At 69.6% G+C, this 19182-nt stretch carries 13 protein-coding genes and 1 CRISPR repeat array; of the genes, 8 read left to right on the top strand and 5 right to left on the bottom strand.

Annotated features, from left to right (window positions below; translation table 11 throughout):
- The first annotated feature begins 7 nt into the window (after positions 1-7).
- From ABT297_RS25090 to ABT297_RS25120, 7 genes are all read left to right on the top strand, one after another.
- Positions 8-337: a hypothetical protein gene (locus tag ABT297_RS25090; protein WP_350553813.1), complete on the top strand. Its 330-nt coding sequence runs from the start codon at positions 8-10 to the stop codon at positions 335-337.
- Between the two features lie 79 nt (positions 338-416).
- Entirely contained in the window at positions 417-758 is a 342-nt protein-coding gene (locus tag ABT297_RS25095; RefSeq protein WP_350553815.1) for a hypothetical protein, read from the top strand.
- Positions 759-837: 79 nt separating this feature from the next.
- Entirely contained in the window at positions 838-1854 is a 1017-nt protein-coding gene (locus ABT297_RS25100) for a C40 family peptidase (protein ID WP_350553817.1), read from the top strand.
- 394 nt (positions 1855-2248) lie between these two features.
- Positions 2249-3409, top strand: a complete 1161-nt coding sequence (gene cas7g, locus ABT297_RS25105; RefSeq protein WP_502885641.1) for a type I-G CRISPR-associated RAMP protein Csb1/Cas7g — start codon at positions 2249-2251, stop codon at positions 3407-3409.
- Positions 3406-4818 (top strand): type I-G CRISPR-associated protein Csb2, encoded by a 1413-nt coding sequence (gene csb2, locus ABT297_RS25110; protein WP_350553821.1) that lies wholly within the window; start codon positions 3406-3408, stop codon positions 4816-4818. The genes cas7g and csb2 overlap by 4 nt, the downstream gene beginning before the upstream one ends.
- Positions 4805-7690: a type I-G CRISPR-associated helicase/endonuclease Cas3g gene (gene cas3g / locus ABT297_RS25115; protein ID WP_350553823.1), complete on the top strand. Its 2886-nt coding sequence runs from the start codon at positions 4805-4807 to the stop codon at positions 7688-7690. The genes csb2 and cas3g overlap by 14 nt, the downstream gene beginning before the upstream one ends.
- Entirely contained in the window at positions 7687-8649 is a 963-nt protein-coding gene (locus ABT297_RS25120; protein WP_350553825.1) for a type I-G CRISPR-associated protein, Cas3-extension family, read from the top strand. Before cas3g ends, ABT297_RS25120 begins: the two co-directional genes overlap by 4 nt.
- Before the next feature lie 220 nt (positions 8650-8869).
- Positions 8870-11166: a CRISPR direct-repeat array (repeat unit 37 nt; unit sequence CCTTCACCGGCCCCTCGGGGCCGGTCACCATTGCGGC).
- A gap of 134 nt (positions 11167-11300) precedes the next feature.
- Here the strand turns inward: ABT297_RS25120 and ABT297_RS25125 are convergent.
- The 3 genes from ABT297_RS25125 to ABT297_RS25135 all read right to left on the bottom strand — a co-directional run bounded on the left by ABT297_RS25125 (position 11301) and on the right by ABT297_RS25135 (position 15957).
- Entirely contained in the window at positions 11301-12674 is a 1374-nt protein-coding gene (locus ABT297_RS25125) for a hypothetical protein (RefSeq protein ID WP_350553827.1), read from the bottom strand.
- Positions 12671-13147: a prepilin peptidase gene (locus ABT297_RS25130; protein WP_350553829.1), complete on the bottom strand. Its 477-nt coding sequence runs from the start codon at positions 13145-13147 to the stop codon at positions 12671-12673. The genes ABT297_RS25125 and ABT297_RS25130 overlap by 4 nt, the downstream gene beginning before the upstream one ends.
- Positions 13148-13425: 278 nt before the next feature.
- A complete protein-coding gene (locus tag ABT297_RS25135) occupies positions 13426-15957 on the bottom strand; it encodes an AfsR/SARP family transcriptional regulator (RefSeq protein ID WP_350553831.1) in 2532 nt (843 codons plus the stop codon).
- Between the two features lie 1269 nt (positions 15958-17226).
- On the opposite strand from ABT297_RS25135, the gene ABT297_RS25140 reads away from it, so the two are divergent.
- Positions 17227-17751 (top strand): hypothetical protein, encoded by a 525-nt coding sequence (locus ABT297_RS25140; protein WP_350553833.1) that lies wholly within the window; start codon positions 17227-17229, stop codon positions 17749-17751.
- A gap of 87 nt (positions 17752-17838) precedes the next feature.
- On the opposite strand, the gene ABT297_RS25145 is transcribed toward ABT297_RS25140, so the two are convergent.
- Both ABT297_RS25145 and ABT297_RS25150 read right to left on the bottom strand, forming a co-directional pair.
- The gene (locus ABT297_RS25145; protein WP_350553835.1) at positions 17839-18777 is read right to left on the bottom strand and encodes a CU044_5270 family protein; all 939 of its coding nucleotides are present in this window, start codon (positions 18775-18777) and stop codon (positions 17839-17841) included.
- Complete coding sequence (locus ABT297_RS25150) at positions 18774-19073, bottom strand: sigma-70 family RNA polymerase sigma factor (protein ID WP_502885642.1); 300 nt, start codon at positions 19071-19073, stop codon at positions 18774-18776. Before ABT297_RS25150 ends, ABT297_RS25145 begins: the two co-directional genes overlap by 4 nt.
- Positions 19074-19182 lie beyond the last annotated feature (109 nt).

Here is a 19182-nt window from a genome sequence, read left to right on the forward strand (position 1 = left end):
AGATCCCATGGCCTACACAGCGCCCTGGCAGCGACTCTGCGACTGCCGATGCCCGCTGCACTACCGGCAGACCCGCATCACCTATCACGAGTCCGGCTGCGCGTGCGCCATCACCTGCGCCACCCAGCCCATGACCCTGCTCGCCGAGCAATGGGGATGCGCCCTGTTCCTCGACCAAGGCGGCGACCTCTGGTACGTCACCGCGATGCCCGGCGGCAACTGGGACTGGACCAACGCCGGAGAGATCGACACACGATCCGACTTCTACGACAGCAGCGTGCGTATCGAGCGCCTGCTGCGGCAGGCCGCGCACGAGCTCGGCAACGCCATCCACTGAACCCGACCAGCTCAAGGTGGGCCGCCCATGTGGGCGGCCCACGGCCTTTTCGTGTTTCACCACCCCTGAGGAGACAGACATGTACCGCACCTACCGCAACGCCTACGAACGCGCCTGCGACTGCACCTGCCCGATCCACCACGGCCAACCCCGTACCACCTACACCGACCCCGGCTGCTTCTGCCTGGCCACCTGCGCCAGCCAGCCCATGACCGTGCTCGCCCCGCAGATCGGCGGCGCCTTGTTCCTCGACGCCCACGACGCGCTGTGGTTCGTCCCGGCGCTCGAACCGGGCCACTGGGACTGGCGCTACGCCACCGCCGTCGACATTGGCCACCCACTGTTCGAGACCAGCACACAGATCGCCGACTTCCTCCACGACACCCACCTCATGCTGCTGCCGCTGGTCCACCCGCTCTAACCGCTTCCCGCTTCGCCCTGCCGGGCGCGCACCCGCGCGGAGCACCGGCCCTCTTTTGTTTCGACGAAAGGCAATCGCTATGACCAAAGCCGTCATCGGCATCGTCGCCGTCATCATCGTCGGCTGCTTCGGCCTGCCCGTGTTGCTGCTGTCGTCCGTCATGGGCGGCGGACCCGGCTGCGGCGTCGCCAACGCGCCGACTGGTCCCGTCGGTCAGCCGCCCGGCATTGGCACCTGGGACACAGAACAACTGAAGATCGCCGCGACCATCATCGACGTCGGCGCCGCCAAGGGCGTTCCCCGCTGGGGCTGGGTCGTGGCCATCGCGACCGCCATGCAGGAGTCCGGACTCCGCAACCTGCCGTTCCTCGGCGACCGCAACGACCACGACTCGCTCGGCGTCTTCCAGCAACGCCCGAGCCAGGGCTGGGGCACCGCCGAGCAACTGTCGAAGCCGGAATACCAGGCAGGCAAGTTCTACGACAAGCTCCAGACCATCAGCGGCTGGGAACGAATGCCGCTCACCCAGGCCGCGCAAGCCGTCCAGGCGTCGGCGTTCCCCGACGCCTACGCGAAGTGGTCCGACGACGCGCTCAACCTCGTCGAACAACTGACCAGCACCATCACGGACTGCTCGCCCGATGCGCTCGCCGCCCTGCCCGAGAGCTTCACCCTGCCGGTCAACACTCCACCCGCCGTCATGACCGCCATCTTCTGGGCGGCCGGCCAGCTCGGCACCCCCTACCACTTCGGTGGGTCCTGCACCGACCCGCACTCCGGCAACCCCGACCAGCAATGCGACTGCTCCTCGCTGATGCAGCAGGCGTACCGGGCCGGCGGCGTCTCCATCCCCCGAGTCACCACCGACCAGGTCCGCGCCGGAACGGGCATCGCAGACCCGGCGATGCTGCTGCCCGGCGACCTCATCCTCATCCCCGGCAGCGAAGGCACCGCGTCCAACCCGCGGCACGTCGGCATGTACCTCGGTGAGGGATTGATCATCCAAGCGCCGAAGACCGGCGACGTCGTCAAGATCACGAAGCTGAGCGGCTGGCTCAATCAGATCGTAACGATCCGCCGGATCGTTGCATGGTGACGACCCGTCCCGGAGGAGCCATCAAAGCGGTGGTCGGAGTGTGGCGCGGGTGATAGCCGCGCGGGCGGAGGCGTCGCTGCCTCGGGACTCGGATTGGGTCATCCGTCAGTTCAGATCTGCTCCTTCGATCGGCTTAGCACGTCTTGACTTCTGCTAATCAGAAGTTAGATTTTTGCCGTGTCCGTCGCGAGTGTTTCGATCCGGCCGGACTTGTAGACGGGCGGCGATGCCTCCATTGCGGCTGCTACTCCGCAGTTAGCTGATAGCAGCGGGTTTCATCTGCATCGCCGTTCTTGCTCCTGCTGCGGGCGAAATGCGCTTTGGCCTGCGGTTTCTCGGTTCTGTCGTACGTCGCTGGTATGTATGCTGCGCGGATTTCTAGGGACGAGGAGTGATGACGGTGGACGCTGCGGCGTTGGCTGATCGGTTGATCGGCGCGTGTGGGGATGACCGGCGTGAGACCGGCATGGTGGTGGAGGCGTTGTACCAGCCGGTCGGTGGCTTTGGTGGGAAGGTGATGCCGCCGACGTTTCCGCCGGTGGAGCGGGGTGGTTCGCCGTATCTGCTGGAGGATCGGTGGTTGGACGGTGCGCGGGTTTCGACGGTGGTGTTGGACCAGGTGCCGAGTCAGGCCAACCGTGTGGAGGAGTCGCTGTTGGCGGCGCTGGACTCCGGGCGGCTCGCGCTGCCGGTGTTCGAGCTGCGCAGCGACGGGGTGCGGTTGACGTCGCTGGACTTCCCGCACCGGTACGCGGATGCGTACCTGCGCGACAGCGAGGTCGACGGGGTGCGGTTCGACAGCAGCCCGGTCGGAAAGTCGTTGCGGTCGGCCACTGTCGACGATGTTCGGCCCCTGTATGTGCGGGAGCCGTATTCGTTGCTGTTCGGGGCGTGGGACTCGCACCGTAAGGGCCGCGGACTGAAGCTGCCCCGGCTGTACCAGTCGATGATGTTCGGGGTGGAGCCGATTGTCGGTGATCGGCGCAGCGGCCGCATGGACCCGGTGAACCTGACCGGTGCCATCGACGACAAGGGCAAGGCAGAGGGGAACTGGGCGTACTTCGCTGAGGGTGAGAAGGCGAAGGGCACGAAGCTGAGCGAGATCGGTCACGGCAACATCGCGCCGAATCCTGCGCACGGCGGCGTGACGGTACGCCGGATCCACCGGCAGGCGTGGATCTCCTTCGCCGGTCTGGCGCGGCTGCGGTTCGGCGCCGTGCCGGCCGAGACTGCGACGTTGGCGCGGGCGGCGCTGGCGGCCCTGGCGCTGGCCGGTGACCGGCTGACGTTCGGCGGGGCGTCGGTGTATCTGCGTTCCGGTTGCGACCTGACGCTGGTGGAGGAGACGGTGGCGTTCGAGGTCACCGGCGGTGGCACGGAGCCGGTGAGCGTCTCGGCCGGGGAGGCCATCGACGCGTTCGTGCTGCTGCGGGACCGGGCCGCCGAGGCCGGTTTGGCGATGGCTGACGACATTGTGGCCGTGGACCCGATCCCGGCGTTGCGCAAGGCGCTGGTGTGGGCACAAACGCAGGCCGCGGCGGGTGAGCAGGAGTGAGTGTCGGGCTGACGGTGCTCGTGCGGCTGCGCGATGGCCGGTACGACGCGGCGGGACTCGACCCTGCGGTCGCGGAGTGGCCGCCGCATCCGGCGCGGCTGTTCTGTGGCCTGGTGGCGTCCATGCTCGACGATGCCGACCGGGTAGCGTTGCGGTGGCTGGAGGCCCAGGACCCGCCCGAGGTGTACGCGGCAGCCGAGACCTTCGTCGCCCGGTCGGCGGGCTATGTGGTGGTCAACGCGACCGGTGGTACCGGCAGTCAAACCTGGCCGGGTCGCACCAACGGGCTCAAGCAGCGCACCGGCGTGGTGCCGGCGGACGACATGTTCGCGGTGGTCTGGCCGGCGGCGCAGCCGGACGATGGCACGCTGGCCCGGCTGGTGCGGCTGGCCGCCCAGGTGCCGTATGTCGGGCGGAGCTCGACCTCGGCCGAGGTGACGGTGCAGGCCGGCACACCGTCGGGTCGGCCCGTGTGGACCCGGTACATTCCGGTACCGCTCGGCACACCGGGCAGCGTCGGACTGCGGGTGCCGTTCTCGGGTTACCTTGCGGCGCTGGAAGCCGCGCATGCGGACGGGATCCGGGCCTGGCAGGTCGGGCCGCGCACGGTCGCGTACGCGGCGGACGTACCGGACGCCGCGCCGGCGCAGACGTCGCCGGGGTTGGCGGACGGCCCGTACGCACACCTGTTGGTGTGGGGGCTGCGCCGGCCACACGTGTCGGTGGGCGGTGATGACCTGCTGACGGTGACCGGGGCGTTGCGGCGGGCGGTGATGGCATCGGTTGCCGATCCGCTGCCCGAGCAGGTCAGCGGTCACGGCGCCGACGGGCGGCCGCATGTGGCCTACCTGGGCCTGCTCGACGTCGACCACCGCCACGCCGGCGGGCACCTGCTCGGGGTGGCGGTGGCGGTACCCGGGGACATGCCCGACGCGAGCCGGCGGCAGCTGCTGCGCGGCGTCCTCGGCCCACAGGCGCGGCAGCCGTTGACCTACCTGCAGGACGGGCGGGGCCGGCGGCTGGAGTTGCAGTACGCCCCGACCCTCGGCGCCGGGCTGAACCCGCACCGGTGGTCGCCGCCGGACGGCAGCACCCGGTGGGTCACCGCCACCCCGCTCATGCTCGACCGGTATCCCGGTCGACGCGGCGACGTCGCGACCGCCGTCGCCGGTTGTCTGGTCACGGCCGGCTATCCGGAGCCGGTCGACGTGCAGCCCCTCCCCGCGCCGGCAGCCGCTGGTGCGCCGCACCGGATGCGCGCCGGCACGCTGACAAGCGCCCCGCGCCGCCCGACGCTGCACTGCCGGATCACGTTCCCCGCCCCGGTGCGCGGGCCGGTCGTGGCCGGGGCGCTGCGGTATTTCGGTGGCGGGCTGTTCATCCCGGAGCGTGCCCATGCTGTCCGCTGAACAGTTCCCCGACTTCATCGCCGAGGTCCACGACGGCAGAGAGCCGTTCCCGTGGCAGGTGGCGCTGCTGAACCGCCTCGTGACCGAGGGGCACTGGCCGGACGTGATCGACGTGCCGACCGGCCTGGGCAAGACGTCCGTGCTCGACGTGGCGGTGTTCGCCGCGTCGCTGGGCGTTCCCTGCGCCCGGCGGCGAGTCTTCTACGTGGTCGACCGCCGCCTCGTCGTGGACGAGGCCCATGAGCACGCCACGACGCTGTCCGAAGCGCTGCAACGGCCGGGCGGCCGGCCGGTCACGGCCGAGGTCGCCGCGCGGCTGGCGCTGCCCGGCGACGAGGTGACCCTGGACGTGACCCGGATGCGTGGCGGCGCCACCTGGGACCGGACCTGGCTGGAACGCCCCGACCGGTACGCCGTCATCACCGGCACCATCGACCAGGTCGGCAGCCGGCTGCTGTTCCGCGGGTACGGGGTCAGCGAGCACGCCCGCCCGATCGACGCCGCCCTCGTCGGCGCCGACAGCCTCATCATCGTCGACGAAGCCCACCTGTCCCAGGCGTTCACCACCACCGTCACGACCGCGCTCGGGCTGGATAGCGCATCGATCACACCGAGGCCCGTCCTTGTGACGATGTCGGCCACCACTGCCGCCGGACATCTTGACGTGCACCGCATCACCGCCGCCGACCACCGCCATCCGGTCGCCGGGCGCCGGCTGTACGCGTCGAAACGCCTGAGTCTGGTCGAGGTCAAGACCACCAAGACGACCGCTGATACGGCCGTTCCCGCAGCGTTGGCGGGCGTCGCAGCGAGCCTGGCCCGCCACGACGCCGTCGGATTGGTCGGGGTCGTGGTCAACACCGTGGCCCGCGCCCGAGCCGTGTTCGACCTCGTCCGGCAGGACCACGACGCGGTCCTGCTCACCGGCCGAAGCCGCCCAGCCGACCGCGAGTACCTCCTGGACCGCTACTACCCGCGGCTGCGCGTCAACCGGGACCGGGCCCCGGACAAGCCCTTCATCGTCGTGGCCACCCAGACGGTGGAAGTAGGCGCGAACATCGACGTGGACGCGCTGGTCACCGACAGCGCACCGTGGGCGTCACTGGTCCAACGGCTCGGCCGGCTCAACCGACTCGGTCGGAGCCGCCGCACCCCGGCACCGGCCATCGTCGTCCACGACACCACCGTCACCACCGACGACCCCGTCTACGGCGCAGCCCGGCTGGCCACCTGGACCTGGCTCGCCGACCAGGCCACACCCCACCGATACACCGCGCGCCTCGACCCGCTCGACGGCATCGAGCAGGGGCTCGACGTCTCACCCGCCAACCTCCGGCTACTCAACGAATCCGCCACAGACGAGCTCCAGGTCGACGACCCCTACGTGCCCGTCCTGCACCGCGCCACGTTGGACGCCTGGACCCGCACCGCACCCGCACCCGTCCCCGACCAGCCGATCGAACCGTTCCTGCACGGCCTACGCGCCACCCCACCACCAGTGACCATCATCTGGCGGGCCAATCTCGACGGCCCGCCAGAGCGCTGGATCACCCACCTCGACCAGGTTCCACCGGTCACCGAGGAAGGCATCGAGGTCAGCGTCCACGCCGCACGCCAATGGCTTGCGGGAAAGACCACCACCGCCGACGACAGCGACCTCGACGGCGTCACCACCCTGAACACCTCCGCCGAACCCGGCCCAGCAGGACCACGGGTGCTGCGCTACCGCCGCCGCGGCGACGCCGAACCGGTCCGGCCCAGCCAGATCCGTCCCGGCGACACGATCATCGTCCCGACCACTTTCGGCGGCTGCGACCAATACGGTTGGCACCCCACGTCCACCGAGCCCGTCATCGACGTGGCCGACCTCGCCTACCGCCGCGGCCGGCCGATACTCCGGCTCGGCCCGACCCTTCCAACCGCCGTCAAGGCATGGGACCCGGCAGCCGCGCCAACATTCGCCGCACTCCTGACCCGCGCCGGAGTCGATGTGGACAACGGCTCGGCACAACCACACACTCGCCCGTACCGGCTGCTGCTCGGCGCCATCCGCCAACACCAGCACGACCGTCCGAGCTCCGAGCCCGGCCCCGCACCACTACTCAACCTGCTCGACGCGCTGCTCGACGGCGCACTCCAGGTGACCATCACCGCGTCGGACGAGGACGACACCGCCCCGTACGCCGGGCTGCTCACCGTGCGAACGGCGGGTCTCGCCGACGACGACACCGTCCTGGGATCATCCACCCGATCCGGCGCACGCATCAGCCTCGAGGACCATCAACGCGCGGTCGCCGACCGCGCGGCACAGTTCGGCCACCACCTCGGCCTGCCCGACAAGGTCCTCGCCAGCGTGATCGCAGCCGCCCGCTGGCACGACGAAGGCAAACGCGACCCCAGGTTCCAGCTCATGCTCTGGGAAGGCGACACCGCAGCCGCCGACCTCGCCGAAGAAGACCTCGCCAAGTCCGGCATGGACCCCACCGACCGCGCCGCCTTCACTCGCGCCCGCAAAACCGCCGGATACCCCGACGGCATGCGCCACGAAGCCCTGTCTGCGCGCATCGCCGCCCGACGCCTCGCCACCGACGACACGATCGACCCCGACCTCGTCCATCACCTCATCGCCAGCCACCACGGCCGGGCCAGACCCCTGCTGCCACCCGTCACCGACCCGTCACCGGTCACCATCAACCTCGACGACCTCGGCGTCATCGACACCGCAGCAACACTCGACTGGGAACACCCCCGCCGGTTCGCCGACCTCAACAACACCTACGGGCGGTGGGGCCTGGCCCTGCTCGAAACCGTCGTCCGCCTCGCCGACATCTGGTGCTCAGCCCGAGACGAAACCCTCGAAGGAACACCGTGACAACCCCGCTGCACCTTCCCGCGCTCGACGGCCGGGATCCGCTCGGCTTCCTCGCCGCGCTCGGCCTCATGCGCCTCGTCACCCACCACCTCGACACCGACGCACGGCTCAGCTTCGACGACCGCACCGCCGAAGCCGTACTCCACAGCCGCTACCACACCTGCGACGAACTCGCCGACAACCTCACCACGCTCGTGGCCACCATGCCCGCCGACGCCGCGATACCAGGACTCCCGGCCACATACCCACCAGCCAAAATCGGCACCAGCGGCTCCGACCCCGTCCGCGTCCCCAGACAGCGGTACCCGGAACTGGTCGCCGCGGTTCGCGCCGCTGGTGACGACGAGGCCGTCCACTGGCTCGCGGCCACCGCCAGCGACCTCGGCCAGGACCCTCAGGGCAGAGTGGCGCTCACCCCGTACACCGCTCCCAGCGGCCAACAGACCGTCCGGTCCTTCTTCCAGACACCGGTCTCGCTCGTCCGCAACGAACCGACGTACATCAACCAAGCACTCACCGGATGGCGCCGCGTCTCCGGCGTCACCGGCGAATACCTCGACCACCGCGTCCTGCGCAGCCGCGCCGACCACCCAACCGGCGAAGCCGCCGCCGAACTCGGCGTCCCCGGCGCCACCTGGCTCGCCACCATGGCCCTACCACTCCTCAGACTCACCGGCGACGGCACCACCATCACCGCCACCCTCTGGCGAAACGTCCCCGGCCACCGACCCACCATGATCTGGCCACTCTGGCGTCCGACGCTGGACCCGGCCGCCATCACCACCCTCATCGAACACCCAGCCATCAGCCCGACCATCATCAACGGGCAACTCACCGCGAGCACCGCCAGCTGGCCAGCACTGGGCATCTTCACCATCGCCGCAGCCCGACGACGGACCATCGAAGGCCGAAAGAACGCCGGGGTCCTCGTCCCCGTCAGCGTTCAAACACGACCCTGACGAACGGCTTCACCACTCGCCAAAGGCGCACGTCCATTGACAACTCCACAGCAGCGAAACGGTCATCACCCCGCTCGCAAAATAGTTGATCTAGGAACCAGAAGCTCGTGCCGGTTCAGCACAGGGTTCCGAACCGCCAAATACCATCAATATCGACCAAACGGACGCGCAACTACACCGACGGGAATCGGCGCAGATAAGTACTTGCTGTTCATGAAGGCCTTCACCGGCCCCTCGGGGCCGGTCACCATTGCGGCGACAAGTGGGTGTGGTGCCCGACGCCGGCCGACGCGACCCCTTCACCGGCCCCTCGGGGCCGGTCACCATTGCGGCGGCATGGGTCGACCCAACGACTTGATGATCTTTGCGATGCCTTCACCGGCCCCTCGGGGCCGGTCACCATTGCGGCACGCCGCTACTCCGCCCACTGCTCCACCCGCCGTACCAGCCTTCACCGGCCCCTCGGGGCCGGTCACCATTGCGGCATCAATCTGTGTCATGACACCCCGAACATCATCAGGCCGCCTTCACCGGCCCCTCGGGGCCGGTCACCATTGCGGCATCACCCTGACCGACGGCGCGTGGCTCACCCGCGGCGGCCTTCACCGGCCCCTCGGGGCCGGTCACCATTGCGGCACCTGCGCGCGGTTGGCGGTCTGGAGGATCGCCTCGTCGCCTTCACCGGCCCCTCGGGGCCGGTCACCATTGCGGCGGCATGGTGATCGTCATCTTGGCCTCCTCAGGCGGCTCCCTTCACCGGCCCCTCGGGGCCGGTCACCATTGCGGCAACCGGGTTGAGGCCGCCATCCAGGCGCAGGCCGCCGGTGGCCTTCACCGGCCCCTCGGGGCCGGTCACCATTGCGGCGTGACCTCTCACACAGGCACGGACAGCACCACCCAAGGCCTTCACCGGCCCCTCGGGGCCGGTCACCATTGCGGCAGCTCACCCCGGGCACCTCGGCGACCACGAACCTGGCCTTCACCGGCCCCTCGGGGCCGGTCACCATTGCGGCGTCGGCGCGCTGAACTGTGACGCGACCATCGACATCACCCTTCACCGGCCCCTCGGGGCCGGTCACCATTGCGGCCGGCGGTATCTCGCCGGTGAGCTGGCCCTGGCCGGGGACCCTTCACCGGCCCCTCGGGGCCGGTCACCATTGCGGCTACACGTTGAGCGTGGTGGAGGGTCGGTGACTGGCGTGCCCTTCACCGGCCCCTCGGGGCCGGTCACCATTGCGGCCTTCTGACCGCCGACCACATCCAGCGCGGCCTCTTCGACAGCCTTCACCGGCCCCTCGGGGCCGGTCACCATTGCGGCAGCACCGCACGCTGGTCGGGCTCGCGGAGCCGCTCCGGCCTTCACCGGCCCCTCGGGGCCGGTCACCATTGCGGCGAGCCATCGCGCACGAGCATCACGCTGACCCACGTGGCCCTTCACCGGCCCCTCGGGGCCGGTCACCATTGCGGCGCCGCTGACCCACGAGAGGAGCTGGACCCAGACCCTTCACCGGCCCCTCGGGGCCGGTCACCATTGCGGCGCCGAGCCACCCCAGGTACCGGTCATAGGCGTCGTCGGCCTTCACCGGCCCCTCGGGGCCGGTCACCATTGCGGCCCGAAGAACCGCTCGGCTTGGGCCTGCTCACCCTTTTCCCTTCACCGGCCCCTCGGGGCCGGTCACCATTGCGGCCTGACCGTCACCAGGGAAGGCGACGTGATCGACATCCTTCACCGGCCCCTCGGGGCCGGTCACCATTGCGGCACCTCGGCCTCGATCCGGGTGAACAGCGCGGCAGCGGCAGCCTTCACCGGCCCCTCGGGGCCGGTCACCATTGCGGCCTCCGCAGCAGTGACGCTGCCGCGGACTGTGCCTGCGCCTCCTTCACCGGCCCCTCGGGGCCGGTCACCATTGCGGCGGCGAGGTCTTTGCCGAGCTTCGCAATGTCGGGTGCGTCCCTTCACCGGCCCCTCGGGGCCGGTCACCATTGCGGCGACCGCGACGCCGCTCAGCGCGACGTCATCAAGCTCCGGCCTTCACCGGCCCCTCGGGGCCGGTCACCATTGCGGCAAATTCGAGGTCCCCACGGCCGCGCTGCGCGCGACCGCCACCTTCACCGGCCCCTCGGGGCCGGTCACCATTGCGGCGCCGAGGCCGACGACGACCCGGTACACACCGGGGCCACCTTCACCGGCCCCTCGGGGCCGGTCACCATTGCGGCGCCTCGGCGTACCGCAGGCTCACGGCAACCTCCTGGGCCTTCACCGGCCCCTCGGGGCCGGTCACCATTGCGGCCCGTTGGCGGCCATGTTGGCGTAGCAGGAGATGACGCTCCCTTCACCGGCCCCTCGGGGCCGGTCACCATTGCGGCCAGTGCGGACGCGAGCGCCTTGGTCCCGCCGGTCCACCCGTCACCGGCCCCTCGGGGCCGGTCACCATTGCGGCAACGGAGGGCCGCTTGAGCGGTGGACCGTCGGCGTGCTCCCTTTACCGGCCCCTCAGGGCCGGTCACCAGTGTGGCGAATGCTCACGCCATGGCCGCGAACGTGCTGAAGACCCGGTAGCCTGGCCCCTCCGTCAGTCCGGTCCGCCCGATGCCTGTCCTTCCCCGACAGGTATCGGGCGGATTGGCTTCGGCCCGATGAGGATTCGGGGTTACCGGCCCGCACCCACAACGGATCTGAGATGGTCGGGCAGCTCGCCCTCCCACTCGCGCCGCTTGCGCCGTCCGAGCCCGGTGCTGGGTGGTACCCCGGCGGCGCGGGACAGCTCAGCGCCGGTAGGGATGCGGCCCTTGGAGATCTCGGCATCCCAGAACCGGCGCATGGCTGCCACTGCGGACAGGTCGGAGTCTTCGTCGGTCTGCTCGGCGTTGTCGTCGAGCGATTCATCGTCCGGCGGCAGTCCGTCCGGAGCTACTTGCTTGTCACGGGATGTGGTTTCGTCCTCGAACCCTGCGTGATCGTCCTGCTCGGCGCGGTGCGGGGCAGTGTCGGTGGCGTCCGCATGGCGGTAGGCGCTGCCGTTGGCCGGGACGCTGTCGGCGTCGGTGTGGCCGTTCACCGGAGGCAGGTCGGTCAGGGGCACCCTGGCGGTCAACGGGTCGCTGTCGCGGACGACGGTGGCCGCTGCGTTGACCGGCCCCGGGGCGGTCTCGGCGATGCGCCAGGCGTTGAGGTGTGCCACGGCGTCGGGCGAGGTCGCGTCAACGAATCCGTAGAGGGTGGCCATGTACATCTGGACGGCTTCGCGTTCGTCGGCGGCGTCGGGGAAGTCGGCCAGGCCGATGTGCTCGGCGGCGGCCATTGCCTGGCGGATCACTGTTCGGTGGGTGCGGCGAAGCCGCCATTGCGCGGTTTTCTTCCTGCTTTGCAACAGGTGCAGGTTGAGGCGGGCTCGGCCGAGGCGGGCGCGCCGGCGGGCGCGGTCAACCTCGGTCAGGTCCCGGCCCTGGGCTTCGGCCAGCCGCAGCCACACGAAGACCCGCTCCAGGGTGAGGGTCCAGTGGATCCGGGCGGCGGTCCTGCCGAGGCGGGCGTTGCGTTCGGCCGCCAGCGCCCGTTCCCACATCCACGCGGCCACCAGCGGAGCGACCAGGCGCAGGCAGACCTCGCGGAAGCTGTCGGCGTCCAGGGCGGACAGGCTGGCGGTGATGGCGGCGAGGACCCAGACGGCGACACCGTCGATGCCGGTGGAGCCCTTCTCCGGTTCGCGGAGCAGACGGACGCGGGCCAGCAGCGCCGAGGCGAACAGGGCGACTTCGATGTAGGCGAAGAACGCGATGCGCAGCGGCGAATCACCGAGGATGTCGGTGAAGAACTTCCACATGCCCGATGCGGACACCATCGTGGCCAGCGCCGCCGCGACGACGGTCAGGATGTTCGCGACCATCAGCATGGCCCGGTGCTCGGTCATCTTCCGCAGCCGGTTGGCGAACACCAGCACCAGGCCGAGCCCGGCCAGGACGGCAACGCTGACTTGGAGCGTCTGGTTGGATTCGGCCAGGGTGCGAAGGTCATCGAGGTTCACGGCCGGCTCCTCGTGTACCGGTTCGGCGTGCCGGTCATGGCCACACCGCCTGGCTCCAAGGCCACACCGCGATGACGACAGCGGCGGCGATGAGGAACGAACCGAGGGGCAGTTGCGCTCCTGGGGTGAGGCGTCCGGTCCTGCGCATGGTGACGGCGTCGGCGCCGAGGCCGAGCAGGACTCCGGCGTAGCAGGCGGTCCAGCTTGTGCCAGCCGAGGGCGGCGGCCAGCGGCACGGCGATGGCCACGTCGCCCCAGCCGAGCTGTCCACGTGACGCGACGGCCAGGACGGCGAAGAACACGGCGAGCACGGCCGCGGCGGTGACGGCGCGCAGGGACGCGCTCGTGTCGCCGGTCGCCGCGAGCAGCGGCAGGAGACCGGCTGAGGTGAGCCGATGCGGCGGCCGCAGCACGGTCAGGTCAACGAAGGCGAGCACGATCATCCCGGCGGCCCACCATGCGAACGCGGCCACGGCCCAGCCGCCTCGGCCCGATGACGCCGGGGCGACCGCCACCAGTACGGCGGCGGTCTCGACGGCGTACGGCGGTGCCCCGAGCGGCTCGCCGCACCCGGCGCACCGTCCGGATGGCCGGACGGCGTTGGGCCACAGCGGTCTGCCGCATGGACATGTCGAACGCCGCGGCTGGTCGTCGGCGACGGCGTGCACGGCAACGGCCCATCGTAGGATCGGCACGATGGCCGGGGCGGGCAGCAAGTTCTGTCCGTGTGCGCGGGGTGTGCGGGTGTTCGTCACGTCTCGTCCAGGCTGTTGCGGAGGCGCGTTGCCAGCGCGATCGTGTCCTCTTGGGGTTCGGCGTCCAGGTCGGCCAGCGCCTTGGTGAGGGCGCGCAGCAGCGTCCGGATGCCGTCGGCGTCACCGAGGGCGTGGCGGGCGTGCATGGCGTTGACGTAGAGGGCCTCGTTGTAGCGGTCCAGGCCGATCGCCTTGTCGAGCAGGTCGGATGTGAGCGGGGGGTTGCTGTCGAGCAGGTCGTCGGCGAGCAGCAGGTGGGCTTCGGTGCCCCACCGGCGTACGGTCTCGCGGTGCGGCGCCAGCCATTCGTAGTCCTGGCCCTCCGCGAGCGGCGCGGTGTAGAGGTCGCAGGCTTCGGTGAGCAGTTCGCGGCGGCGCGGACCGGTGGCGAGCGTCGCGGTGCGCATCAGGTCGCGTAGCGTCCACACGTCGACATCCACGGTGGCCGGGTCGAGGCGGTAGCGTCCGGCGGACTTGATGACGTAAGCGTTCTTGGAGTCTGCGGTGCCGGCCCGGCCGAGTACGTGCCGCAGGTTCGAGGCGTTGGTGTGCACGCGCTGGTCGGCCTGGTGGACCCGCGCGTCGGGTTCGAGGTATTCGCCGATCTGCCGGGTGGCGGCACCGTCCGGGTGCACCGCGAGGTACACCGCCATTTCGATGGCCTTCGCTCGCAGCGGCCGGCCTTCCGCGGTGATGTTCTCGATGCGTGGCGGGCCGAGGACCCGCAGCCGTGCGCGTCCCGAAGCAGTGGCAGGGGTGATCGCCACTGGCGTGGGGATGTCGGTGGGTGCGGGCTCGGTGCGGCTGGCGTGCAGCGGAACGTCCGTGACCGGGACGGCCGGGGACGCGATGGCGGGCGGCTCGCCGGTCTGTGCCTCGCGGAGCGTGGTCAGGATCTGCGCGGCGGTGTCCGGGTCGAGGACGGGCAGGCGCGGCGGCACCGGTGTGGCCGCCTGCCCGGAGACGAGCTTGGTGTGCCCGTCCGGGGTGACCTTCACGGTGGCGCCGTGGGCCCATTCGCCGAGCAGGAGCGCGGACACGTGCAGGCCCTCGCCGAGGCCGAGGGCGACTTTGGTGCGCATACGGGCACCGGCGGGCGGGGTTTCGGTGATGAGCATGATCTGCGGCAGAGCCTCCTCGTCGGGCACCACCTGCCGCAGCTCGTCCAGGTCGGTCAGGGCGTGCTCGTCGAGGATGCGGCTGCGGTACAGCAGCCGGGACTCCACGACGGTCAGCGCGTCATCGATGCTGTCCGCCATGTGCAGGCGCGGCCACGGGCCGTGGGTGACGGTCTCCGAGCCGAGCAGCGTGGCGAGGGTGGCGGCGTCGATGACGACCTCGCCGCGTGCGTCGGGGTGGTTCGGGCCGCCGGAGGCCAGCACGGCGACGAGCATGGCGCGGGCGGCGGCGTGCGCGCCGTCGCCGACAAGACCGACGCCGCCCGGCGGGAGCAGTGGCAGTAGCGGTGCGGCGGCGGCGCGTTCGGCCAGATCAGCAGCAGCGGGCAGCTCGGGATTGCCGATGACGTGCCGGTGCAGCTCGAGGACCGCAGGCGGTACCGGTGGATCGTCCTCGTTGCCGCCGTCGGCGGGGACGAAGCGGCGCCGGCGTTGCAACCAGACCGCAGCGGTCGCTGCGCTGATCGCTGCCGCAAGTGCCCAGGTGACGAACCCGCCGCCAGGCATGCGCACGCCGTCTCCGTCGGTGGATGGCGACGCGGCGTGTTCCTTGTGCGTTCCGTTCGCAGGGCTGGTTGGGCTGTCTGTGGTGGAGGGTGTGATGACGGGATAACTCGATGTTGCCGGTGCCGGGCTCGTCGTGGGCGCTGCGGTGGTGGCCGGTGTGGCTGGTGATGATGGTGCGGCCGAGGGCGGGTCCGAGGATGCGGTGGCGCTTTCGGGATCTTGCGGTGCCGCGTCGCTCGGGGATCCGGACGGCGCGGCCTCGTTGGTAGGGAGCCGCAGCTCCCAGCCTGGGTAGATGACGTTGCAGTCCTTGAGCGTGCCGCCGACGGTCGGCCAATGCCGGTGCCAGTTCAGTTCGCAGATCTGCGGCCATCGGGCTTCGTCGCCGAGCGTTTGAGCGGCGATGCCGGACAGGGTGTCGCCACGCCGGACGGTGTAGGTGTTGGCCTGCGGATTGGCCAGGACGGGCGCCGCGACGGGTATCCATCGTGTCGATGCCGGGACCACGGTTTCGGTGGAGGCGACCGGTACGAACTGATTGGCATCCGCCGGGGCGTGCGGTTGCGCGGCGCCTGTGGCGTGCACACCCTGGGTTGTGGTGAGCAGGACGATGCTGCCGGCGAGTCGGTTGACCGCGGTGTGCACCGGCACTGGTAGCCGGATGTGACCCAGTCCGGCGATACCGCGGACGTGGTTGACGATCTCCCCGATAATGGCGCAGGCGAGCCATGCCCACAGGAGCCAGCCAACCCCCGCGGCGGCGAGCACGATGGTCGGCAGTGTCAGCGGGTTGGCGAGCGATGTGCCGTCAGCTGCGAGGCCGGCAAGCGCTGCCTGCGACATGAAAACCAGGCCAACCGGCAAACCGGCCAAGCCGGCAAGCAGCCATCCGGCGGCTGCAAGCACCCGGCTGCGCTGCGTACCGATGCGAGTCCTGCTCCTGCGTCTTCCGAGGTCCATGCCGCTTCCTCCCCGCCTGCTGGAATGGCTGCCGTCGGGGTACCCGGGCACGAACTCCGTGCGAGCACCGCCGTGCTGTCCCCCCGCATCGATGACGCTAGGACCCCGGCGGCCGAAGAGGGCCGTTCTCAGAGGTCAGGCCGAATCACACGGAGGTCACACGAGGTCAGTGCCTTGGTCAAGGTTGCCCGGCCGATCGCCACCCCGTGAGGCCGCCTCAGTGGTGGGGAATCCTTGTGGCTCACGAGCGCTCCGTAGCGGCCGTCGACCTCCTGGATGGCCGAGCCGGCCGCCTCGCACCGAGTCGCGAGGACACGGGCGCACGCCGCTACGCGGGTCCGCTGAGACATCGGTGGCCCACATTGTTGGCTACAACGGACGAACTGGGCCCCACCAGGACGGCCAACATCTGACTCACCGTGGGTAGGTCTCGCTGGGCGTCAAGTAACCGTGCGTGAGGGCCAAGACTGTTGAAGCTGCCCGGTGCGGTGCGCGGATCTGCCGATGTGCGCGCACGTGATCATGGCTGAGCAGCCGACCAGACCTTGCCCACGGACCTTCTCTCCCTCTGGTGCAGGGACCAGGCGGAGGGATGTACTGACCTTTGGCCTCCAGTTCCTGGGCCGCCCGCTGCTGAATGGGTCCTGGTCAGTCCCTCCAGGAGAAAGCGTCAGCGTGCCACGCGAAATTTGCTTAGCAATCCGCAGTCAGCGCGTGAATGCATCGCCGAGCACCGGACATCTGCGTGCACGAACTGTCCAATCAGGCGTTCCAGCAGCTCTGCGGCGTCGTCGTACCCGACTTCCGTCATCCGTCCAGCGGTGGCTTTGGTATGGATCAGAACGGCATCGGCAGGTCAAGTGACAGAGGTCACCCGTTCGATACGATGCACTACGCTTTGCAATGGAAAATTTCGAGTGTTGCGCGTCGATGTGATGGTCGCCAGCAATCGTGCAGCCAATTGCGTACATCGAGGGCTGGCGGATCGTAATCCTCCGAGACCATTGCCGGATTTGTCATTTTGGGCGAGCCGTACCTGGGGTATCGCCCGGCCTAACTTCCCCATAGGGTTCTGGCAATGCCTCCGGTCGACCAGACGACCGGAGAGAATCGCAGAACGGGAGGACGGGAACCGTGCGTATGTTGACAAGAATGGCGACCGCCATATTGGTGGGTATGGCTGTCGTTGCGACACCGGTGGCCGCGCAGGCGAATCCGACCGAGGACGTGTACCTTCCCCCGAAGCCCGCCGGGGCAATCGCCTACGGGGTGATGGTGAACGGCAAGCTGACGGCGGAGCCGCCTATGCCGCCCGCGCGTGTGCTGAGGCCGTCGAACGGGCCGGCCACCGTACTTGGATCGGGCGGTGGATGCCAGGACACGCTGAACATCGGTTCGTGCATCAACAAGGGTAACAACAGGTTGCGAGGAGACTTCTACTACAACTTTGAAAATGGGATTACGAACTGGGCCCAGTTGAATATCGTCCGGCTCAGCGACGGCGCGGTGCTCGGGTGGTACAGCACCCCGCTCAACCACCTCGGCCAAGACCCGGTCCAGGAGTGGGTCATCTCGGGCAGCGGTTCCGCACGGACGCAGGTCGACATTTATCAGGGCTGCTTGTGCCCGGGGCACCTTCAGTTCGTCGCGCAGAGCCCAACGTACAACTACCCGTAGGGCCTGCGGTCCTCTCGACGGGACGCTGGAGAGGGCTTCTCGGCTCTCTCCAGCGTCCCGGGCCGGCATGTCGGGGTTTGTATCTCCTTACACCGGCAATTCACCGATGCGATTCACGATCGTGTTTCGCAGTAGGGCAGTGGGACGAAGCGCGGTCGACTCGCCGCCCAGCTGTGTCCCGAGGAACTGACCGGTTTCCGGTTCGAAGAGCAACTCCTGTCGGACGGTGTTGTTGCCCTGTCCGACTGCGACGCCGGCCCGGCCGGCCGCGTCGGTGACGCCAGAGCGAACCGTAACCCCCGGCAGCTTGGCCACTGCGAGGAACAGCGCGGCACGTGCCTGCGGTTGGACGTAGGTCTGCTGCAACAGGTCCGCCGCTGCCGCGAACGCGCTCTGGCTGCCTGCCGCAACGGCTGGGAGGTGCTGCAGGAAGGTCAGCATGCCGTCCGGGCCGGTTGGCAGGTTCGCTCGATAGCCGGGTTCCGACTCGCACGGCCGGGTACGCGTGGCGTCGAGACGGCCATCGCCGGTCCACTCGGACGCCCGGCCGTTGCGACAGCCTGGAATCGGAAACTCGAGACGACCGCCCTCGCCAGGCTCGTCGCGCTGCACAAGCCCGTCGACATCGCCGTTGACCGAACGCCACGACCTGATCAATGTCACCCGCTCGGCATCTGGACCTAGTCCCGGACCCCAAGCCTTGATCTCAACGAACACGAACTGGTCGACCTTCGGCGACTGAGGCGATTCCAGCCGCACGAATGCAGCGGCGCGGATCAACAGTGCAAGTGCCTCAGGGTTCTCGGCGGGTGCACCAGGAACAGTCCTGACCGCGACAACGGCGATGCCGCCGGCCAGGAGAACTGCCACCGCCGCGGCGGCACCGGCGAGCAGCAAGCGTCCGCGCCACCGAGGCGGCGCGGTGCTCAACCCGCTGAACACGCGGTGTCGCGCCCGAAACGGCACGAGGCCAGCCGGCGGATCGAGCGCCTCACCCAATTTCTGCATAACCGTTCCTGTCTTCATGCCCACTCCTCAAAGACGCCAGCCAGTTCACGCGTTCCCAACATCTCCTGCATCTGGCGCCGGGCCCTGTTCAACCGTGATCGCACCGTTCCCACGGGGATCCCGAGCACCTGACCGACCTCTTCGTACGACATCTCCTGCCACGCGATCAGCGTCAACACATCCCGATCCCGCAGGTTCAGCCCGGCCAGCGCAGCTGCCAGGCGCGCGCGTGCACTTCGCGCCGTCAGGTCCTCAGCGATCCGGTCAGCCAGCCCGTCAACCCGGTCGGGTTCAACGGCGCGAGCCAGTGCCATCAGCCGGGAGGTCTCCCAGGGTCATTGCGTTGTCGGGTTGCCGCTGATCACGGCGGTGATGAGGTCGTGGGGACGGCGGTCGGCGCGTCGGGTGGCGCGGGCGATGTTG

Source organism: Dactylosporangium sp. NPDC000555, from assembly GCF_040300025.1.
Taxonomy (GTDB): Bacteria; Actinomycetota; Actinomycetes; order Mycobacteriales; family Micromonosporaceae; genus Dactylosporangium.